The sequence below is a fragment of the Enterobacter sp. T2 genome (genome assembly GCF_010692925.1).
GTDB classification, from domain to species: domain Bacteria; phylum Pseudomonadota; class Gammaproteobacteria; order Enterobacterales; family Enterobacteriaceae; genus Enterobacter; species Enterobacter kobei.
Window position 1 is genome coordinate 1,895,853 of record NZ_CP048736.1, and the last position, 19,823, is coordinate 1,915,675.

The following is a 19,823-nucleotide window of genomic DNA, read 5'->3' on the forward strand; positions in this document are numbered from 1 at the left end:
CCCGTGTTTAAGTTCGGGCAAACCCTCTACACTAAAAGCAGGAGGACTTATGACCCTGTCTTTTACTGCTCACTGGCATGACGAGTTGCCTGGCTTTTACACCGCACTCAAACCCACACCGTTACACAATTCACGTCTTATCTGGCACAACGACCGGCTGGCCGATGAACTGGCCGTTCCGCCTGAGATGTTTAAGCCTTCCGGGGGCGCGGGCGTCTGGGGAGGCGAAACGCTTCTGCCCGGTATGCAACCCCTTGCCCAGGTCTATAGCGGACACCAGTTTGGCGTCTGGGCGGGACAGCTGGGCGACGGCAGGGGGATCCTGCTGGGCGAACAACAGCTTTCCAACGGAGAGACGGTTGACTGGCATCTGAAAGGCGCAGGTCTTACCCCTTATTCTCGGATGGGTGATGGCCGCGCAGTATTACGTTCAACAATACGTGAATGCCTGGCATCTGAAGCCATGCATGCTCTGGGGATCCCCACCACGCGCGCGCTGTCGATTGTCACCAGCGACACGCCGGTTATGCGCGAAACGGTAGAAAAAGGGGCGATGCTGATGCGTATCGCACAAAGCCATCTGCGCTTTGGCCATTTTGAGCACTTTTACTATCGTCGTGAGACGGACAAGGTTCGTCAGCTCGCGGACTACGCTATTCGCCGCCATTGGGCGCATTTGCAGGATGAGGCTGATAAATACGTTCTCTGGTTCCGGGACGTGGTCGCCCGTACCGCCAGGATGATTGCTCGCTGGCAAACGGTGGGCTTTGCGCATGGGGTAATGAACACTGACAACATGTCGCTCCTCGGGCTGACCTTTGATTATGGGCCGTTTGGTTTTCTGGATGATTATCAGCCGGGGTATATCTGCAACCACTCTGACTATCAGGGACGTTACAGTTTTGACAACCAGCCAGCGGTTGGGCTATGGAACCTGCAGCGGTTTGCGCAAACATTGTCGCCGTTTATGGATGTCGATGCCCTGAATGATGCACTCGACAGCTATCAGGACGTTTTGCTGCGGGAATATGGCACGCTGATGCGCAACAAGCTGGGGCTGATGACCCAGGAGAAAGGGGATAACGAGATCCTGAACGATCTGTTTGCACTGATGGCGCGTGAGGGGAGTGATTATACCCGCACTTTCCGGATGCTGGGCCAGACGGAGCAGCACAGTGCTGCCTCGCCGCTGCGCGACGAGTTTATTGACAGGCAGGCCTTTGACGACTGGTTTGCACGTTACCGCTCCCGCTTGCAGCAGGAACAGGTCGATGACGCCGCCCGTCAGACGCAGATGAACGCGACGAATCCCGCGATGGTGTTGCGCAACTGGCTGGCGCAGCGGGCGATTGAACAGGCAGAGCAGGGAGAGTATGACGAGTTGCACCGTCTGCACCTGGCGTTGCGCACGCCGTTTGCCGACCGGGATGATGACTATATCAGCCGCCCGCCAGACTGGGGCAAACGGCTGGAAGTGAGTTGCTCAAGCTAAACATTTCTGGCCGGGTAAGGCGAAGCCGCTACCCGGCCAGAAACTCACTGTGCCACCCAGCCGCCATCCATATTCCACGCGGCGCCGCGAACGTTAACGGCGCTGTCGCTGCATAAAAACAGCGCCAGTTCGCCCAACTGCTCCGGGGTGACAAATTCACCTGAAGGCTGCTTTTCCCCGAGAAGCTGGTCCCGCGCCAGTTCCGGCGGGACGCCATCCGCGATGCGCTTATCGATTTGCTGTTGTACCAGCGGGGTCAGCACCCACCCCGGGCAGAGGGCATTGGCGGTCACGCCGGTGCGTGCGGTTTCCAGCGCCAGGGATTTGGTAAAGCCCACCACGCCATGCTTGGCGGCAACGTAGGCGGACTTCTCTTTCGACGCAACCAGCCCGTGAACGGAGGCGATATTAATGATGCGTCCCCAGTTTTGTTCACGCATGGCGGGCAACGCCAGCCGGCTGGTGTGAAACACCGCAGAAAGGTTAATGGCGATAATGTCGTTCCATTTCTCCACCGGGAAGGTCTCCACCGGAGCCACATGCTGTATCCCGGCATTGTTAACAAGAATATCCACGCCGCCAAACTGCGATTCGGCGTAGCGCATCATGGCTTCAATCTGCAACACGTCACGCAGGTCGGCATCGTGGTAGCCCGGCTTTTTGCCCAGTTGTGCAATTTCTTCTCGCGCTGATCCGCTGTCACCGAAACCGTTGAGAATCAACTGCGCCCCTGATTTCGCCAGCACGCGAGCGATCCCCAGGCCAATGCCGCTTGTCGAGCCGGTCACCAGGGCGATTTTACCGTTCAGATTCATTTCTCTCTCCTTACACAATGCCGGTCAGATAGAACACGGCAATGACAAAAAGCACTGCCAGGCTTTTAATGATAGTGATAGCGAAAATGCCGCCGTACGCCTGACGATGGCTCAGGCCGGTGATGGCCAGCAAGGTAATCACCGCCCCGTTATGGGGAAGCGTATCCATCCCGCCGCTTGCCATTGACGCCACGCGGTGCAACACCTCAAGCGGGATATTGGCCGCGTGGGCGGCAGCAACAAAGGTGTCCGCCATGGCCGCAAGGGCAATACTCATTCCGCCGGACGCTGAGCCGGTGATCCCGGCGAGAACGGTCACGCTGATGGCTTCGTTCAGCAACGGGTTCGGGATGGCAGACAGCGCTTTAGATAACACCAGAAAACCGGGCAGGGCGGCGATAACCGCGCCGAAACCGTATTCGGACGCGGTATTCATCGCCGCGAGGATAGCGCCGCTCACCGCCGTTCGGCTGCCTTCTGCCAGACGTCCCCGGATATTGCGAAAACCAAAAATCAACACCAGCACAATACCGGAGAGCAGCGCCGCCTCCACGGCCCAGATGGCGGTGATCTTGCTCACCTCGGTCACAATCGGTTTCGCCAGTCCTGGCAGGGTAAGCTCATGACTCGTACCGTACCAGCCGGGGATCCAGCGGGTAAACAGCAGGTTCAGTATGCCCACGACCAGCAGCGGGGAGAGAGCAATCAGCGGATGCGGGAGATGAATATTGTCCGGCGTTTCAGGTTCGTTTTTCAGGTCCGTGCCATAACCTTCATTGTTATTGATCGCCTTACGCCGCTGCCGCTCCAGCCAGAGCAGGCCAAAGAAGATAATAAACAGAGAGCCGATAAGACCCAGCCACGGGGCCGCCCAGGCGTTAGTGCCAAAGAAGCTGGTGGGAATAATGTTCTGGATTTGCGGTGTGCCGGGCAGGGCGTCCATGGTAAACGAGAACGCCCCCAGCGCCACGGTAGCGGGGATTAACCGTTTAGGGATGCCGCTCTGGCGGAACAGTTCGGCGGCAAACGGGTACACCGCAAATGCTACCACGAACAGCGACACGCCGCCGTAGGTTAACAGCGCACACACCAGGACTATCACGGGGATAGCGTGCCGACGACCGAGGATCTGGATCGCGGCGGCAACGATGGATCGTGAAAAACCGGAAAGCTCAATCAGCTTGCCAAACACCGCCCCCAGCAGGAACACCGGGAAATAGAGCTTAACGAAGCCGACCATCTTTTCCATAAACAGGCCAGTAAACGTCGGGCCGACGGCACCCGGATCGGTCAGCAGCACGGCACCAAGCGCCGCAATCGGCGCAAACAAAATCACGCTGTATCCGCGGTAGGCCGCCAGCATCAGTAATCCCAGCGCCGCCAGGGCTATTAACACACTCATTACGACTCCTCACTTTAATTATTATTCGGGTACCAACGAGAGGTTTAACGCTCAACGGTCAGGGCAATGCCTTGTCCGCCGCCAACGCACAGGGTGGCAAGTCCCTTTGTTACTCCCCGGCGCTGCATTTCATGGAGCAGGGTCACCAGGATGCGACAGCCGGATGCGCCAATCGGATGGCCCAGGGCGATGGCGCCACCGTTAACGTTGACGTTCTGTTCATCCCAGCCAAGCTCTTTGCCCACCGCCAGTGCCTGTGCGGCAAAGGCTTCGTTGGCTTCAATGAGATCGACGTCGTCGAGCGTCCAGCCCGCCCGCGCCAGCGCCGTCCGGCAGGCGCTGACCGGGCCGATGCCCATCATCGACGGATCAACGCCCGTCACGGCGTAACTCACAATGTGGCCAAGGACAGGTAACCCGCTTTCCCGCGCCTTTTCCTCGCTCATCAGCAGTACCGCGGCGGCCCCATCGTTAAGGGTGGAGGCGTTCCCCGCCGTGACCGTGCCCTCGTCATGCAAAAATGCGGGGCGAAGCTGTGCAAGCTGCCCGGCGGTGGTTTCCGGGCGTGGCTGTTCATCATGGCGGACAATCTGTGGCGCACGTTTGCCCTGTTTCACCGTCACTGGCGCTATTTCGGCGTCAAACCGACCAGTCTCAATGGCGGACGCTGCCTTTTGCTGTGACCCGAAGGCGAAGGCATCCTGTTGCTCGCGGGAAATGCCGTACTCACGGGCGACGTTTTCCGCAGTGATGCCCATGTGGTAATCGTTGAAGGCGTCCCACAGGCCGTCGGTGATCATGCTGTCCTGCAGGCCCGTATGCCCAAAACGCAGCCCTGAACGTGCGCCATCCAGCAGATACGGGGCGTTACTCATGCTCTCCTGGCCGCCAGCGATAACCACGTCTGCGTCACCGCAGCGGATTGCCTGGACGGCGAGCTGTACCGCTTTCAACCCCGCGCCGCACACCAGATTGACCGTTGTCGCCGGGGTGCTGACGGGTAATCCGGCAGTGATGGCCGTCTGGCGGGCGGGGTTTTGCCCGCACCCGGCCGTCAGCACCTGACCGAAAACCAGTTCGTCTATTTGCTCTGGGTGAAGACCGCTGCTCTCCAGCAGACGCTGTACCGTGACGGCACCCAGCTCAATGGCTGAAAGGGGCGAGAGCGATCCGCGAAAACTGCCAATGGGGGTTCGCGTTGCCCCGACAATCATGACCTTTTTCATGTTGAGTCCTCAGTTGAAGCGCATCTCGCGAACGTCGTCCGCCACAATGATTTTTCCGGCCGTTTTACGGACAATCTCGTCGATACCGACACCCGGGGCGTACTCCCGCAGGATGAACGCGCCGTCCGCTATCTCCAGCAACGCGAGATCGGTCAGGACCCGACGGATGCAGCCCACACCGGTGAGCGGCAGCGTGCAGCGCGGCAGCAGTTTGGAGTCACCGTTTTTTGCAGCGTGGGTCATCACCACAATGATGTTCTGCGCCCCGGCAACGAGATCCATCGCGCCACCCATCCCTTTCACCATCTTTCCGGGGATCATCCACGAGGCAATGTTGCCCTCGACATCGACTTCAAATGCGCCCAGCACGGTCAGATCCACATGGCCGCCGCGGATCATGGCAAACGACTGGGCCGAGTCGAAAATGGCCGCGCCGGTCCGCGCAGTGACCGTCTGTTTACCGGCGTTGATCATGTCGGCATCAAGGCTCTGCTCATCGGGAAAAGCCCCCATTCCGAGCAGACCGTTTTCCGACTGCAGCATCACGTCCATTTCCGGGGGAATATAATTCGCCACCAGCGTAGGGATGCCGATCCCCAGGTTGACGTAATACCCGTCGCGCAGTTCGCGGGCGACGCGCATCGCCATCTGTTCTCGGGTTAACATCGTCAGACTCCTTGCGCGCGCAGCGTGCGCTGTTCAATGCGTTTTTCAAACTGGCCGACAATCAGCCTGTCGACGTAAATTCCCGGCGTATGAATAGCCGACGGAGGCAGTTCACCCGGCGGAACAATCTCTTCCACCTCCACAACCGTGATTCGGCCCGCCGTTGCCATCAGTGGATTAAAATTTTGCGCGGTATGGCGATAGATAACGTTGCCGTACCAGTCCGCTTTCCAGCCCTTAACCAGCGCGAAATCACCGGTAATGGCCTCTTCAAGAATGTAATTTTTACCGCCAAACTGGCGCACATCTTTGCCCGCTGCCACGGGGGTGCCATAACCGGTAGCCGTATAAAACGCCGGAATACCGGCCCCGCCCGCGCGGACCTTTTCTGCCAGCGTCCCCTGCGGAGTAAGTTCGATTGCCAGTTCCCCGCTCAGTACCTGCTGCTCAAACAGCGCGTTCTCGCCGACGTAAGACGCCACCACTTTGCGAACCTGGCGCGTTTCGAGCAGTATCCCCAGACCGAAACCATCCACGCCGCAGTTGTTTGACACGACCGTCAGATCTTTCACCTGACGGCGTCGAACCTCTGCAATCAGGTTCTCAGGAATACCGCACAGCCCGAAGCCGCCCGCCAGCAAGGTCATGCCGTCCGTCAGCCCATCCAGCGCCTGCGCATAGCTGCTGACGCGCTTATCCAGTCCTGCCATAGTCATCCCTCCCGTTAACCGTGCCGGTATCATTAGGGGTGGCGACTCATTTGTTAATTTTGAATTTGTGACCCACTCATTTGGATTTCTTATTAATTTCCTGTTAACTAAATTTTTTCAATTAGTTAACAGGATGAAAAATGAGAATGAGTGTCAAACAGTTACGCGCGTTTTTAGCGGTAGCTCACACTCTCAATTTCGCGCACGCCAGCGAACGCTTAAATCTTTCCCAGCCAGCGCTGAGCCTGACGATTAAAAGCCTGGAAGATGCGCTCGGTGGGCCGCTGTTGCAGCGGAGCACGCGCAAGGTTGCCCTCACGCAGGAGGGAGAAACATTTCTGCCGATGGCGCGGCAGCTGCTGGCCGACTGGGATAACGTGGAAGAGGCAATGCACCAGTGCTTTACGCTCCAGCGCGGCAAAATCTCGGTCGCGGCGATGCCGTCGTTTGCCGCCAACGTTTTACCGGAAGTGCTGAAAGCGTTTCGCGATCGCCATGCCGGGGTCAACGTCACCGTGCATGATGTCATCAACGAGCAGGTGATTGAGATGGTGCGGGAAGGGCGGGTTGAGATGGGGATTGCCTTTGAGCCGGCACCCACGCATAACCTGCTGTTTACGCCGCTGGGGCTGGACAGGTTTGTCGCCATTGTGCCGAAAGATTCCGCGCTTGCGGGAAAAAAGCGCCTGGCATGGGAGGAGTTGCTGACGCTGGATTTCATCACCCTGCAGCGCCCTTCGGCGGTACGTCTGATGATGGAGGAGGAGCTGGCGCGGAGCGGCAGAAAGCTGGACGTGGCGCTGGAGAGTCATCAACTGGTGACGGTAGGGCGCATGGTCGCCAGCGGGCTGGGTGGCAGCGCCGTGCCGGCGCTCTGCGAGGCGCAGATGGCTTCCCTGGGCGCGGTCTGTATTCCGCTGGATAACCCGCCCATTGAAAAGTGCATCGGGGTGATCCATCCCGGGCACACGCAGCTCTCTAAAGCGGCGCATGTCCTGCTGGAAACGCTGAAGGATTTTTATCACCCCGCTCAGGGAGCGAGGAACACCTGCGGCACGGCATGAGCCGGATGGCTGCCGACCAGCACCTGCGCGCCATACCAGCGCGCCAGCGTCCCGGCCTGCAAAACGTCCTCCGGTGTCCCCCGGGAGACCAGCCTCCCGTTATGCAGCAGCAGGATACAATCCGCCCACAGTGCCGCCAGATTAAGATCGTGCAGAACCACGCAGACGTGGAGATGCCCCCGACGGGTCAGGGTTTTCATCAGGCGCAGCAGATGTTGCTGGTGGAAGAGATCCAGTGCGGAGGTCGGTTCATCAAGAAACAGCCAGCCGCGTGGGGCGCTGTCGCACCAGAGTTGGGCCAGTGCCCGAGCGAGCTGGATCCGTTGCTGCTCGCCTCCGGAGAGTGCCGAATAGCGTCTGCCCGCCAGGGGTAAACAGCCTGTGATCGCCATGACCTCCTCAACCACTGACGCCTCAGGGGAGCGCGTCCAGGGGGCGCGTCCCATACCGACCACGGTTTCCACCGGCCAGTCGAATCCGGGCTGCGTATTTTGACGCATCACTGCCCGGTAGCGGGCGAGGGTCTCCGTTGGCCAGTCCGCAAGCGGCGTGCCTGCCAGATTGCACCGCCCGCTTGCGGGTGTGAGATAGCCGGTCAGCAGCCGTAATAATGTCGATTTCCCGGCACCGTTAGGGCCAATCAACGCGACCAGCTCACCCTGAGATAAGGTCAGTGATACATCGTCGATCAGCGTCCGTTGCCCGGCGTGAAAGACCAGGTTTTCCGCACAATAGCGTTCAGCCATGCGCACCTCCACGACGAAAGATAAGCCACAGGAACCACGGCGCACCGAGAAGGCTGGTCAACAACCCGACGGGCATTTCCGCCGGGGTGACCAGAGTGCGCGCCAGCGTATCGGCAGCCAGCAGCAGTAACGCTCCGGCCAGCACCGAGCCGGGGATCGCGGCCCGGTGGTCGGCCCCCAGCCACATACGCATCAGGTGTGGGACCACAAGGCCAACAAAGCCAATCACGCCGCTGATGGCCACCGCCGCAGCGACCAGCAGGGCGCTGCACAGCAGCAGGATCCGCTGTACCCGGGCAACATCCACCCCGAGATAGTGCGCCTCTTCATCACCCAGCTGCAGCAAATTGAGTGGGCCAGCCAGCCGCCAGATAATCAGAACCGCAGGCACCATCAGCGAGGTCACCGCAAGCAGGGTGGACCACTGCGCCTGCCCGAGGCTGCCCATTCCCCAGAGCGAAAGCTGGCGAAGTTGCGCATCGTTGCTAAGCCAGGAAAGGAGACCGACGGCCGCGCCGCACAGGGCGTTGATGGCGATCCCCACCAGCAGTAAACGGGACAGGGAACCGTGACGCTGCTGGCTGAGCAGGAAGATCACAACGGTTGCAGCCAGCGCGCCGAGGAATGCCGCAACCATCGGGGCGTAAAGCATCATCAGGGCCGGCAACGTGACAGGAATAACCACCCACAGCGCGACCGCCAGCGCCGCGCCGCTGCTGATCCCAAGCAAACCCGGGTCTGCCAGCGGGTTGCGGAACAGTCCCTGCATCACGCACCCGGCCAGTGCCAGCGCGCCGCCAATCACCAGCGCCAGCAGCACGCGGGGCAGGCGAATGGTCAGCCAGATCTGACGCATCGCCTCATCGCTGCCGTTCCACAGCAGGCTGACCGGCAGAGGCAATGCCCCAAAGCCTGTTGCCGTAAGGGTCATGATGCTCAGAATTGCGGCCAGCATCCACAGCGACAGTGCGATCCGCCGGGACATCAGGGCAGTTGCTCCGCTTTAGCACGCAACTGCCGGATGGCTTCCGGCGTGCGCACGCTGAAACCCAGCAGCGCCATGTCATCAATCGCCAGCAGCTGTTTGTGCCGTCCCGCCGGGGTTTGCGCCAGTCCGGGCAGTTTCCACAGATTCGCCTCGCCACCCAGCGCGTTCACGCCGTCCTGCGAAATCACCACCAGGTCGGGCTGGCTGGCAATAATCCCTTCCTGCGACAGCGGCTGATACCGCGTGAAACCCTGCATCGCGTTCTGCAACCCGGCGGCACGGATGGCGGCATCGGCGCCGGTTTGCTGTCCGGCGGCCATGGCGGTCATTCCCCCGTGGTTGAGGATAAACAGCACCCGTTTGTTGAGCGGTTCTGCGGGCAGAGCCGCCACCGCCTGACGTAGCGAGCGGCGCAGGCTCTCTCCCTGCGCTTCACGGTGGGTGGCCTCGGCAATAATGCGGATCTTTTCGTCAATGACGCTCAGATCGTTGCGGCCAGGAACGGTAATCACCCTGACGTGACTGCGTTCAACCTGCTTTAGCGCCAGAGACGGCTGCGCCTGGTCGCTGGCCAGCACCAGCGTGGGACGCATGGACAAAATCCCTTCGGCGTTAAGCTGGCGCAAATAGCCCACATCGGGGAGCGCGTTCGCTGCCTGCGGCCACTGGCTGGTACTGTCGCGTGCGACCAGCGAAGAGTCCGCGCCAAGCGCATAAACAATCTCCGTGACGTCGCCGCCAAGGGTGACAATTTTCTCCTGCGCGGCGGCAAACGCCACCAGCGGCAGGGCGCTCAGGAGGGCAAACCACGTCTTCATGCGGCCAGCCCTTTTGGCGTCAGGGCATCAATCTGGCTACGCCACTGGCTCTGCTCCGGCTCGCCTTCCGTACGCTGACCATAGAGTTGGGCAATTTGCGTGCCGTCTGCGGCAAACAGTTCCAGGCTGGTGACGTGACCGTCTGCAGTCGGTTTGCGCGTGACCCAGCTCTCCGCAATCGTCTCCTCCAGCAGATGCAGGGTAAAGGTGGGGTTAAAGATGTTCAGCCAGCCTTTCATCGGCACGACTTTCTCCACCGCGCCGGTGAAGATCTGCACGCAGCCGCGGTTACCCACGAAGATCATGATTTCGTTGCCGTGCTGGCGCGCGGTTTCCAGCAGCAGTGCCAGCGCATTGTTTTCAACCTGGCAGGCGAGGTCGTCGCCCACCAGGCGAAATGCCTGCTGGCGGCTGAGGTTGTGGCGTTTCAGCAGGCCGAAGAACTGGTGCACGTCAGTCATCGCACGCCACGCTTTGTCCACGAGGGCGGCATCTGCATTTTCGGCATACAGCGGGGTCTCGGCAACCTTCAGCTCAAGCGGCGGGTTATCGGCAAAGATAAAGCGGGTCAACACGTCAGCCCAGGCGGCGAGGTCGGTGTTGTCCGTGGTATAAACTTTCAGTACGGCATCACCCTGATGATCGAAAAACTGAATGCTCTGCCGCTCGCCGCGTGCGGTGGTTTCGCTGAGGTGAAACGCACTTGCCCACTGGTTGAGGAACAGGCGCAGATCCAGTCCGCGCGGGTTCAACACCAGCCCGGCGTGGCCGTTCAGGTGCTGCTGGGTGAAGCTGCCTGCCTGCTCGTGAACGGCATAGTCGTTGCGGCAGATGCATTTTGTTTCCCCTACGGCTTCAAGCGCGCCTAATATCTCGCGAATTTCACCGCGCAGTCGCCAGGCATCATGGCCCACGCGCGCAAAAGTCAGTTCTGCTTCACTGAGGTTCATTAACCCTGCAATATCTCGCGCATATTTACCCGGGTTTTCTTCTTTTAGCGCCAGCCAGCGCGTGTAGTGATCCATTGTCTTTTCCTTCTGAATAGTTGCCCCGCGGGGAATTACCACTGATAACTCACAAAAATCTTGCCGTTACGACCGTCCTGCGGAATACCCTGAGGAGACCAGTACTCCTTGTCGAAGGCGTTACCCAGCACCAGCGTGGTGGTGATGCCCTTGAGCTGCTCCTGGCCCTTATAGCTGACGTAGATGTCGTTGACCGCATAGCCCGGCTGTTTGCTGTAACTGCTGCTGACATGGGTTGAACGATCGACAAAGGTGCCGATCCAGCCCACGGAGAAGCCGCTTTGCGCCACCGGAATATCCAGCCTGCTGGTGACGGTGTCCGGGTTGATGCTGGAGATGTACTCGCCGGTATCGGTATCTTTTCCGCGCGTGCGGTTATAGGCCAGATCGAGGTTAAACAGGTCAGCCGAGTATTTTGCCATCACGTCCCAGCCCCAGATTTTGGCGTTCGGAACGTTGTACGACATGGTGGTCGCCGCGGCAAAATTGACGGTGGTGGAGATGTAATCTTTGGCTTTGGTATCGAAATAGCTGGCCTTGAACTCCAGCCCGTCGTTGGCGAGCATCAGGTCGTCAAAGCGCAGGCCAAAACCAAACTCCTGCGTTTCGTTGGTTTCCGGGCGCAGGTTCGGGTTAGGCACCCAGTAGTTAGTGTAGAAACTGCCGATGGAGAAGTGTTTGGCGTCGTTATACATCTCGCCCATGGTCGGGGCGCGGAAGGCCTGAGCGTAAGAGCCAAACAGCATCAGCCAGTCGGTAGGGCTGACGGTTAACCCGGCTCGGGAGGACCACTTGTCGGCATCCACGTCGTCGTAGCCCTCGCTGCTACCCCGATAGTTGTCATAGCGCGTGCCGCCCAGCAGGGTAACGGGCAGATCGCGCAGGGTGATTTCATCCTGCAGCCAGCCGGAGCTAAAGTCGATTTTCGCCTCCGGGAAGCCGGTAGTGGTGCCACCCGGACGTTGTTCCTGACGATAATATTCCCCGCCGTAGGTCAAAAGGTGAGAGGCAAAGGTGTCGCCGAACAGGCGGGTACGGTTTTCTACTTTGCCGCCTTTGGTGGTCTGCTTGCGGAACTCACCGGTGCTGTCGATGTTCTGGGCATTTATGCGCGCCTCTGACCAGTAAACTTTTGCATCGGCGTTCAGCCAGTCGTTCCCTTCCGGCGCCAGACGGTAACCCAGCTGTGCATCACGCTGGATGGTGGAGCGGTCGGTGATGGGGTTGCTGCTGGTGGCATCGGGAGTTTGCGGGTTTTTCGGCTCCTGCGCGGCGTTGTTGTAGTAGCGCAGGGAGCCGCTTAACGTCTGAGCCGGGTCGATTTTCCAGCTGCCTTTCGCCAGCATGTTATTAATGGATTCGTCGTTTGGGGCACGCTTGCCGTCGCTCTGGCGGATATCGCCGCGGTCACGGCTGGACCATGACACCAGACCGTCAAGCGTATCGGTGCGGCCATAGGCGCTGGCCCCCATCCCGAGGCTATGATCGCCTGTCGCACCGGTACCAAACACGCGGTAACCGCTGTTTTTGCCCGGTTCCAGGAGATCTCTGGCGTCAACGGTGTCATAGGAAATCACGCCACCCAGCGCACCGCTGCCGTAGAGCAGCGCCGACGGACCGCGCACAACTTCGATACGTTTTATCAGCGCCGGGTCGAGGAACGTGCTGTTGAGGTGTCCGGTGTCGGTACCCTGACGCACGCCGTCAACCAGCACCAGCACGCCGCGTCGGTCATAACCGCGCAGATTAACGTCCTGACCGTTGGTGCGGCCGGTGCCGTCCAGCGTCAGGCCTGGCACGTTACGCAGCAGGTCGGCGGCAGAGCTGGCGGTCTGTTTTTCCGGGGCAGCGGCGTCAATCACGCTCACCATCATCGGGGCTTCGAAGGCGCTACGGGCGTTGCCGGTCGCGGTGACGGTTATTTCATCTGCGGCAGCAAACGCGACGCCCGGCAGGGTACTGACAATCGCCAGCGCCAGAAGTGACGGGCGTAAACATGCGGTATGCAGGTGTGGCATAGCAACTCTCCATAAAGAATCGAAAGCGCTGGCTGCCTGGGGGTCACCTGGGTGGCTGGCGAATGTTTTGGTTTATTTTGTGAGGATCAATTTTCCGGCATTCGTCTGGCGCAGCAGGTAGTGCTGGCCGTCATGCTCGATAATCACCCGGCCCTCATCACCCAGCAGGCTTTTGCTGTCGATGCGACGATCGGTGGAGGCAGGGGCGGGCGCTGTGTGTTTGTTTGCTGGCGTTGCCGCGCGGTTATCCGTAGGTGACATAATGTTTATAAATAACAATCAATGTAACAATGATAATCATTATCAATAAACTACAATTTCACGGCAAGCGTTTTTGTGAAAATAATGTGACGGGATCAAATTTTGGGGGAAGGTGCGGTCTGATGCCCTCACCCCGACCCTCTCCCATGGGGAGAGGGAGAAGGGCACGAACCGTAGGCCGGGTAAGCGCAGCGCCACCCGGCGGGGGTCAGAAGCGCGTATCTATCGCAGACGCCAGCTTTTCCAGCAGCAGTTCGCTGTCTTCCCAGCTCAGGCACGGATCGGTGATTGACTGGCCGTACACCATCTGCTGTCCGGCAACGATTTTCTGCGTGCCTTCCTTGATAAAGCTTTCGGCCATAATACCCGCGATGGCGGTTGAACCGCTGCGGATCTGCTGGCAAATTTCATCGCAAACGTCCAGCTGGCGGCGGTGCTGCTTCTGGCAGTTACCGTGGCTAAAGTCCACCACCAGATGTTCCGGCAGATCGAATTCGGCCAGTGTTTTGCAGGCGGCGGCGATATCGTCGGCATGGTAATTGGGTTTCTTCCCGCCACGCATAATGATGTGCCCGTAAGGGTTACCGCTGGTCTGGTAGATAGTCATATGACCACTTTTATCCGGCGACAGGAACATGTGGCTGGCACGCGAGGCGCGGATCGCGTCAACAGCGATACGGGTGTTGCCATCGGTCCCGTTTTTAAAGCCGACCGGACAGGAGAGGGCGGAGGCCATCTCGCGGTGGATCTGGCTTTCAGTGGTGCGTGCGCCGATCGCGCCCCAGCTGATCAAATCGGCAATAAATTGCCCGGTCACCATATCGAGAAATTCAGTCGCCGTTGGGACGCCCAGCTCGTTGACCTGGAGCAGCAGCTTGCGTGCCAGTTCGATACCGTGATTCACACGATAGCTGCCGTTGAGATCGGGATCGGAAATCAGCCCTTTCCAGCCCACCACGGTACGCGGTTTTTCAAAGTAGGTGCGCATCACAATTTCAAGGCGATGCTGATACTTATCCCGCAGTCCCTGAAGGCGTTTGGCATAATCCAGTGCTGCATCCAGATCGTGGATAGAGCAAGGGCCAATCACGACCAGAAGACGCTTGTCTTCACCATTCAGGATTTTTTCAATACGTCGGCGGGAGGCCGTAACATGTTCCGCAACCGTGGCGGAAACGGGATGCCGCTGAGCCAGTTCAGCCGGTGTGACCAGGCTGTCAATGCGCGCCGTGCGGAGTTCGTCGGTTTTATTCATGATTTGTCTCAGAAAATTTTTGCTTCATCGGCAGACTACCGGGAAGTGATGGGCATCACATTAAACCAATCCCTGCTGATTTCAAGTTCGGGGCGATACCGCCCCGTTGTTGCAGAGGATGATACCCGAATCTGAGTTAATGTACTAGCATATTAGTACATGCGACGATTAAGTCCCATGATGTCGAGAATTTTGGTGGCGATCTCTTCTACCGAATAGTTAGTGCTGTTCAGCCACGGGATCTGGTTTTTGCGGTACAGCGCTTCCACTTCGGAGACCTCCATGCGGCACTGGCGCATGGAGGCGTAGCGGCTGTTCTCGCGGCGTTCTTCGCGGATCGCGGCCAGACGCTCCGGGTTAATCGTTAGTCCGAACAGCTTATGCTGCAGCGGCTTGAGCGCAGCGGGCAGCACCAGGTTATCCATGTCGTCGGCAATAAAGGGGTAGTTGGCGGCGCGAATGCCGAACTGCATCGCCAGATAGAGGCTGGTCGGCGTTTTACCGCAACGCGACACGCCAAGTAAAATCACCTGTGCCTGGTCGAGATTGCGCAGAGAAATACCATCGTCATGCGCCAGGGTGTAGTCGATGGCGGCAATACGCGCATCGTATTTGGTCAGGTTGCCGGGGTTCAGCCCATGGGTACGGTGGGCGATAGGCGTCGGGTCAAGCTTCAGCTCGCTCTGGAGCGGGGCCACCAGCGCCTGGACGATATCCTGGCAGAAGCCCTCGCTTTGCAAAATGATGTGGCGAATTTCGGGGATAACGATGGAGTAGAACACCAGCGGACGGACACCGGTCTGCTGGTAGATGGCGTCGATCTGGTCCTTCACCGCTTTGGCGCGGCTCTCATTTTCCACGAACGGCAGCGTGATGCTGTTAATCGATACGGGGAACTGCGACATGACCGCGTGGCCCAGCACCTCGGCGGTGATCGCCGTACCATCAGAAATATAAAAAACATGACGATCGACAGCATTATCCATTTTACCCACCCTGAATATCATACGTAATTGTCTGAAAGCATAAATTAAAAAAGTAATTTCCACAGCAAAGAACTTATCCTAATTATGAATGAAACACTGTTTTTGATTTTCCTGAAAAGTGGATTTCATTTTTCAAATAGCGACTTAATTTTTGTGGTTAACGGCTGAATATAGAGGAATCATCGGGTTAATCGCTGGTGGGAAACTATCCGAAAAGTTGAAAATTTAAATTGCTTACACGATTCACCGTTTTTTTAGCGCAAATAAATATGCCAGTATAAATACGTAGTCAGGTGTTACTTACTCCGATCAAATATCACAAAAGGATTGTTTCGATGTCCAACAATGGCTCGTCACCGCTGGTGCTTTGGTATAACCAACTCGGCATGAATGATGTAGACAGAGTTGGGGGCAAAAATGCCTCCCTGGGTGAAATGATTACAAATCTGTCCGGTATGGGTGTTTCCGTACCAAACGGGTTTGCCACAACCGCCGATGCGTTTAACCTGTTTTTAGACCAGAGCGGTGTAAACCAGCGCATTTACGACCTGCTGGATAAAACGGATATTGATGATGTGACCGAGCTTGCTAAAGCCGGGGCGCAGATCCGCCAGTGGATCATCGACACACCTTTCCAGCCGGAACTGGAAAAAGCCATTCACGATGCTTACAACCAGCTCTCCGCTGACGATGCGCAGGCCTCCTTTGCCGTGCGTTCTTCCGCAACCGCAGAAGACATGCCGGACGCGTCGTTCGCCGGGCAGCAGGAAACCTTCCTGAACGTTCAGGGCTATGATGCGGTGCTGGTGGCCGTGAAGCACGTATTTGCTTCCCTGTTCAACGACCGCGCCATCTCCTATCGCGTGCACCAGGGCTACGACCATCGCGGCGTCGCGCTCTCCGCTGGCGTCCAGCGCATGGTGCGTTCAGACGTAGGCTCATCCGGCGTGATGTTCTCCATCGATACCGAATCGGGCTTCGACCAGGTGGTGTTCATCACCTCTGCATGGGGTCTGGGTGAGATGGTGGTGCAGGGCGCGGTGAACCCTGACGAATTTTATGTACACAAGCCGACGCTGGCCGCGGGTCGCCCGGCGGTGGTGCGCCGCACCATGGGCTCGAAAAAAATCCGCATGATCTATGCCCCAACCCAGGAGCATGGCAAGCAGGTTAAGATTGAAGATGTGCCGCAGGAGCAGCGCGACCGCTTCTCCCTGACCGACGCCGAAGTGCAGGAACTGGCGAAGCAGGCGGTGCAGATTGAAAAACACTACGGCCGTCCGATGGATATCGAATGGGCGAAAGACGGGAACACCGGCAAGCTGTTTATCGTCCAGGCGCGTCCGGAGACCGTCCGTTCTCGCGGTCAGGTGATGGAGCGTTATACGCTGCACGCCCAGGGCAAAATTGTGGCGGAAGGTCGCGCGATTGGTCACCGCATCGGTGCCGGTCCGGTGAAAGTGATCCACGACATCAGCGAGATGAACCGTATTGAGCCAGGCGACGTACTGGTGACCGACATGACCGACCCGGACTGGGAACCGATCATGAAGAAAGCGGCGGCCATCGTCACCAACCGCGGCGGTCGTACCTGCCATGCGGCGATCATTGCCCGCGAACTGGGTATTCCTGCGGTTGTCGGCTGCGGTGACGCAACCGAACGCATGAAGGACGGACAGAACGTAACCGTCTCCTGTGCCGAAGGCGATACGGGCTACGTGTATGCCGATATCCTCGACTTCAGCGTGAAGAGCTCCAGCGTGGATACCATGCCGGATCTGCCGCTGAAAATTATGATGAACGTCGGTAACCCGGACCGTGCGTTTGACTTCGCCTGCCTGCCGAACGAAGGCGTTGGCCTGGCGCGTCTGGAATTTATCATCAACCGCATGATCGGCGTGCACCCGCGTGCGCTGCTGGAGTTTGACGACCAGGACGCGAAACTGCAGAACGAAATCCGCGAGATGATGAAAGGCTACGACTCGCCGAAAGAGTTCTACGTTGGCCGTCTGACCGAAGGGATCGCCACGCTGGGCGCGGCGTTCTACCCGAAACGTGTGATCGTGCGTCTGTCTGACTTTAAGTCAAACGAATACGCCAACCTGGTCGGCGGTGAGCGCTACGAGCCGGAAGAAGAGAACCCAATGCTGGGCTTCCGCGGCGCCGGACGCTACGTGTCCGACAGCTTCCGCGACTGCTTCGCGCTGGAGTGTGAAGCGGTGAAACGCGTGCGCAACGACATGGGGCTGACCAACGTCGAAATCATGATCCCGTTCGTGCGTACGGTGGATCAGGCGAAAGCGGTAGTGGACGAGCTGGCGCGTCAGGGGCTCAAGCGCGGTGAAAACGGACTGAAGATCATCATGATGTGTGAGATCCCGTCCAACGCCCTGCTGGCCGAGCAGTTCCTCGAGCACTTTGACGGCTTCTCTATCGGCTCGAACGACATGACGCAGCTGACGCTGGGTCTGGACCGTGACTCCGGCGTGGTCTCTGAGCTGTTCGATGAGCGTAACGAGGCGGTGAAAGCGCTGCTCTCCATGTCCATCCGTGCGGCGAAGAAACAGGGTAAATACGTCGGGATTTGTGGTCAGGGTCCTTCTGACCATGAAGACTTTGCCGCCTGGCTGATGGAGGAGGGGATTGATAGCCTGTCCCTGAACCCGGACACCGTGGTGCAAACCTGGCTGAGCCTGGCGGAACTGAACAAGTAACGCCAGCATGACCCGAAAAGGCGAGGATATTATTCCTCGCCTTTTTTATTTCATTTCATATTTGCTCCCCATCACAAATAAAGTAAAAAACCAAATATCATAATTTGTCTGTTAATTTAGACAATTGTTAGCGCGCAAAGCGTTGCTAATACTTGAGCCTTACTGCGCATTTCTCTTCAGAAGATGCGCAACTGGTTGAAATACGTTTTAACCTGATAAAAAGGCAAATAACAATGACACTTTCCTCTGTATTGCGTACCAAAGATAAAATAGGTTATGGCTTAGGTGATATGGCCAGCGCGCTGGTCTGGCAAACGGCAACGTTATTTCTTGCTTACTTCTATACGGATGTTTTTGGTTTACCCGCGGCCATTATGGGGACCATGTTTTTAGTGGTGCGCGTGGTTGATGCGTTTGTAGACCCGTGCATTGGCGCACTGGTTGACCGCACCCAGACGCGTCATGGTCGTTTCCGTCCATGGCTGCTGTGGTTTGCCATTCCTTTTGGCGTGAGCTGCCTTATCACCTTCTATGTACCGGACGTCGGGCCGACGGCTAAAATCGTTTATGCCTGCCTGACCTACGCTATCCTGAGCCTGATTTACTCCGCGATTAACGTGCCTTACTGCGCCATGCCGGGCGCACTCACGCTGGACCCGCGCGAGCGTCACTCCCTGCAGTCATGGCGCTTTGGTCTGTCATTTATTGGCGGGTTGATTGTGACGGTTATCGCCTTGCCGCTGGTCTCACTGCTGGGCCAGGGCAACGTGCAGAAAGGCTATTTCTATGCCATGAGCCTGATGGGGCTGCTGGGCATTGTGCTGTTCTTCTGCTGCTTCCTGATGACCCGCGAGCGGTATTCTCCGCGCAATGATACCTCCGGCTCCATGCTCACCGATTTAAAACTGCTGGGCCGCAACAGCCAGTGGCGTATTGTGTTCCTGTTTAATATTTTGCTGCTGACCGCGGTGGTAACGCGCGGCTCCGCCACGATGTATTACGTGAACTATGTGCTGTTGCGCCCGGATCTGGTATTTGCCTTTATTGTTTCCGGAATGGTGGCCTCCTTAAGCGGCGCATTATTATCTGAACGGCTGCTGGGTAAATTTGACCGCGTTCGTGCTTACCAGTGGACGATTATTTCCTTCGTCATTTTCGGCGCGCTGATTTTCTTCCTGCCGCCTTCGCAGGTCTGGCTGATCTTCGGCCTTAACATTGTCTTTAGCTTTATTCAAAACCTCACCACGCCGCTCCAGTGGACCATGTTCTCCGATGTGGTCGACTACGAAGAGCATCGCAGCGGCCGTCGCCTGGACGGGCTGGTCTTCTCAACCGCGCTGTTTGCCATCAAATTTGGCCTGGCGCTCGGCGGGGCGGTGGTGGGCTGGGTACTGGGCATGGTGGATTATGCGCCGGGCCAGGCAGCCCAGACGCCGCACGTGCTGTCGACCATTAACGCGCTTTTCACCCTTATCCCATGCGCGCTCTTCCTCTGCATGGTGGCGCTACTTTCCATCTACAAGCTTAACAGCCGGCTGGTGGATTCCATCGCCCGTGAGCTGGCCAGCAAGCGTGAGGTCAGACCCGAAGCGGGGCAGCTCAGCCCGGCAACCCCTTCCGCACTACAGGAGTAAAAC

17 protein-coding genes are annotated in these 19,823 nt (G+C 58.1%); 4 read left to right on the forward strand and 13 right to left on the reverse strand.

Going from position 1 to position 19,823, the window contains the following annotated elements:
- The first annotated feature begins 49 nt into the window (after positions 1-49).
- On the forward strand, positions 50-1,492 hold the full coding sequence (selO, locus tag G0034_RS09030) for a protein adenylyltransferase SelO (RefSeq protein ID WP_023338257.1): 1,443 nt from the start codon (positions 50-52) through the stop codon (positions 1,490-1,492).
- A 44-nt stretch (positions 1,493-1,536) separates the two neighbouring features.
- Here the strand turns inward: selO and G0034_RS09035 are convergent, their stop codons facing one another.
- The 5 genes from G0034_RS09035 to G0034_RS09055 are packed head-to-tail and all read right to left on the reverse strand — an operon-like array spanning position 1,537 to position 6,311.
- Positions 1,537-2,307, reverse strand: a complete 771-nt coding sequence (locus G0034_RS09035; protein WP_045269453.1) for a 3-hydroxybutyrate dehydrogenase — start codon at positions 2,305-2,307, stop codon at positions 1,537-1,539.
- Positions 2,308-2,317: 10 nt separating this feature from the next.
- Positions 2,318-3,709 carry a GntP family permease gene (locus G0034_RS09040; protein ID WP_045135064.1) on the reverse strand — a complete coding sequence of 464 codons (1,392 nt, stop codon included), beginning with the start codon at positions 3,707-3,709 and terminating at the stop codon, positions 2,318-2,320.
- A 44-nt stretch (positions 3,710-3,753) separates the two neighbouring features.
- A complete protein-coding gene (locus G0034_RS09045; RefSeq protein WP_179120736.1) occupies positions 3,754-4,935 on the reverse strand; it encodes an acetyl-CoA C-acetyltransferase in 1,182 nt (393 codons plus the stop codon).
- 9 nt (positions 4,936-4,944) lie between these two features.
- Positions 4,945-5,601 carry a 3-oxoacid CoA-transferase subunit B gene (locus G0034_RS09050; RefSeq protein ID WP_014883500.1) on the reverse strand — a complete coding sequence of 219 codons (657 nt, stop codon included), beginning with the start codon at positions 5,599-5,601 and terminating at the stop codon, positions 4,945-4,947.
- 2 nt (positions 5,602-5,603) lie between these two features.
- Positions 5,604-6,311 (reverse strand): CoA transferase subunit A, encoded by a 708-nt coding sequence (locus G0034_RS09055; protein ID WP_014883501.1) that lies wholly within the window; start codon positions 6,309-6,311, stop codon positions 5,604-5,606.
- Positions 6,312-6,451: 140 nt separating this feature from the next.
- On the opposite strand from G0034_RS09055, the gene G0034_RS09060 reads away from it, so the two are divergent.
- Complete coding sequence (locus G0034_RS09060) at positions 6,452-7,375, forward strand: LysR family transcriptional regulator (protein ID WP_179120737.1); 924 nt, start codon at positions 6,452-6,454, stop codon at positions 7,373-7,375.
- Here the strand turns inward: G0034_RS09060 and G0034_RS09065 are convergent.
- From G0034_RS09065 to ppsR, 8 genes are all read right to left on the reverse strand, one after another.
- Entirely contained in the window at positions 7,342-8,121 is a 780-nt protein-coding gene (locus tag G0034_RS09065) for a heme ABC transporter ATP-binding protein (RefSeq protein WP_179120738.1), read from the reverse strand. The two genes, G0034_RS09060 and G0034_RS09065, sit on opposite strands and share 34 nt — an antisense overlap.
- Positions 8,114-9,106 carry a FecCD family ABC transporter permease gene (locus G0034_RS09070; RefSeq protein ID WP_023332781.1) on the reverse strand — a complete coding sequence of 331 codons (993 nt, stop codon included), beginning with the start codon at positions 9,104-9,106 and terminating at the stop codon, positions 8,114-8,116. The genes G0034_RS09065 and G0034_RS09070 overlap by 8 nt, the downstream gene beginning before the upstream one ends.
- Positions 9,106-9,927 carry a heme/hemin ABC transporter substrate-binding protein gene (locus G0034_RS09075; RefSeq protein WP_032636867.1) on the reverse strand — a complete coding sequence of 274 codons (822 nt, stop codon included), beginning with the start codon at positions 9,925-9,927 and terminating at the stop codon, positions 9,106-9,108. Before G0034_RS09075 ends, G0034_RS09070 begins: the two co-directional genes overlap by 1 nt.
- Positions 9,924-10,952, reverse strand: a complete 1,029-nt coding sequence (locus G0034_RS09080; RefSeq protein WP_023332783.1) for a hemin-degrading factor — start codon at positions 10,950-10,952, stop codon at positions 9,924-9,926. The genes G0034_RS09075 and G0034_RS09080 overlap by 4 nt, the downstream gene beginning before the upstream one ends.
- Positions 10,953-10,987: 35 nt before the next feature.
- Positions 10,988-12,970, reverse strand: a complete 1,983-nt coding sequence (locus tag G0034_RS09085) for a TonB-dependent hemoglobin/transferrin/lactoferrin family receptor (RefSeq protein ID WP_047027208.1) — start codon at positions 12,968-12,970, stop codon at positions 10,988-10,990.
- A 72-nt stretch (positions 12,971-13,042) separates the two neighbouring features.
- On the reverse strand, positions 13,043-13,231 hold the full coding sequence (hemP, locus tag G0034_RS09090; RefSeq protein ID WP_014883508.1) for a hemin uptake protein HemP: 189 nt from the start codon (positions 13,229-13,231) through the stop codon (positions 13,043-13,045).
- Between the two features lie 208 nt (positions 13,232-13,439).
- Positions 13,440-14,486 carry a 3-deoxy-7-phosphoheptulonate synthase AroH gene (gene aroH / locus G0034_RS09095; protein ID WP_179120739.1) on the reverse strand — a complete coding sequence of 349 codons (1,047 nt, stop codon included), beginning with the start codon at positions 14,484-14,486 and terminating at the stop codon, positions 13,440-13,442.
- Positions 14,487-14,638: 152 nt separating this feature from the next.
- Positions 14,639-15,472: a posphoenolpyruvate synthetase regulatory kinase/phosphorylase PpsR gene (gene ppsR, locus G0034_RS09100; protein ID WP_014883510.1), complete on the reverse strand. Its 834-nt coding sequence runs from the start codon at positions 15,470-15,472 to the stop codon at positions 14,639-14,641.
- A 335-nt stretch (positions 15,473-15,807) separates the two neighbouring features.
- On the opposite strand from ppsR, the gene ppsA reads away from it, so the two are divergent.
- Together ppsA and G0034_RS09110 are read left to right on the forward strand one after the other, a co-directional pair.
- A complete protein-coding gene (gene ppsA, locus G0034_RS09105; RefSeq protein ID WP_014883511.1) occupies positions 15,808-18,186 on the forward strand; it encodes a phosphoenolpyruvate synthase in 2,379 nt (792 codons plus the stop codon).
- Between the two features lie 233 nt (positions 18,187-18,419).
- Positions 18,420-19,820 (forward strand): MFS transporter, encoded by a 1,401-nt coding sequence (locus tag G0034_RS09110; protein WP_014883512.1) that lies wholly within the window; start codon positions 18,420-18,422, stop codon positions 19,818-19,820.
- Positions 19,821-19,823: the final 3 nt, after the last annotated feature.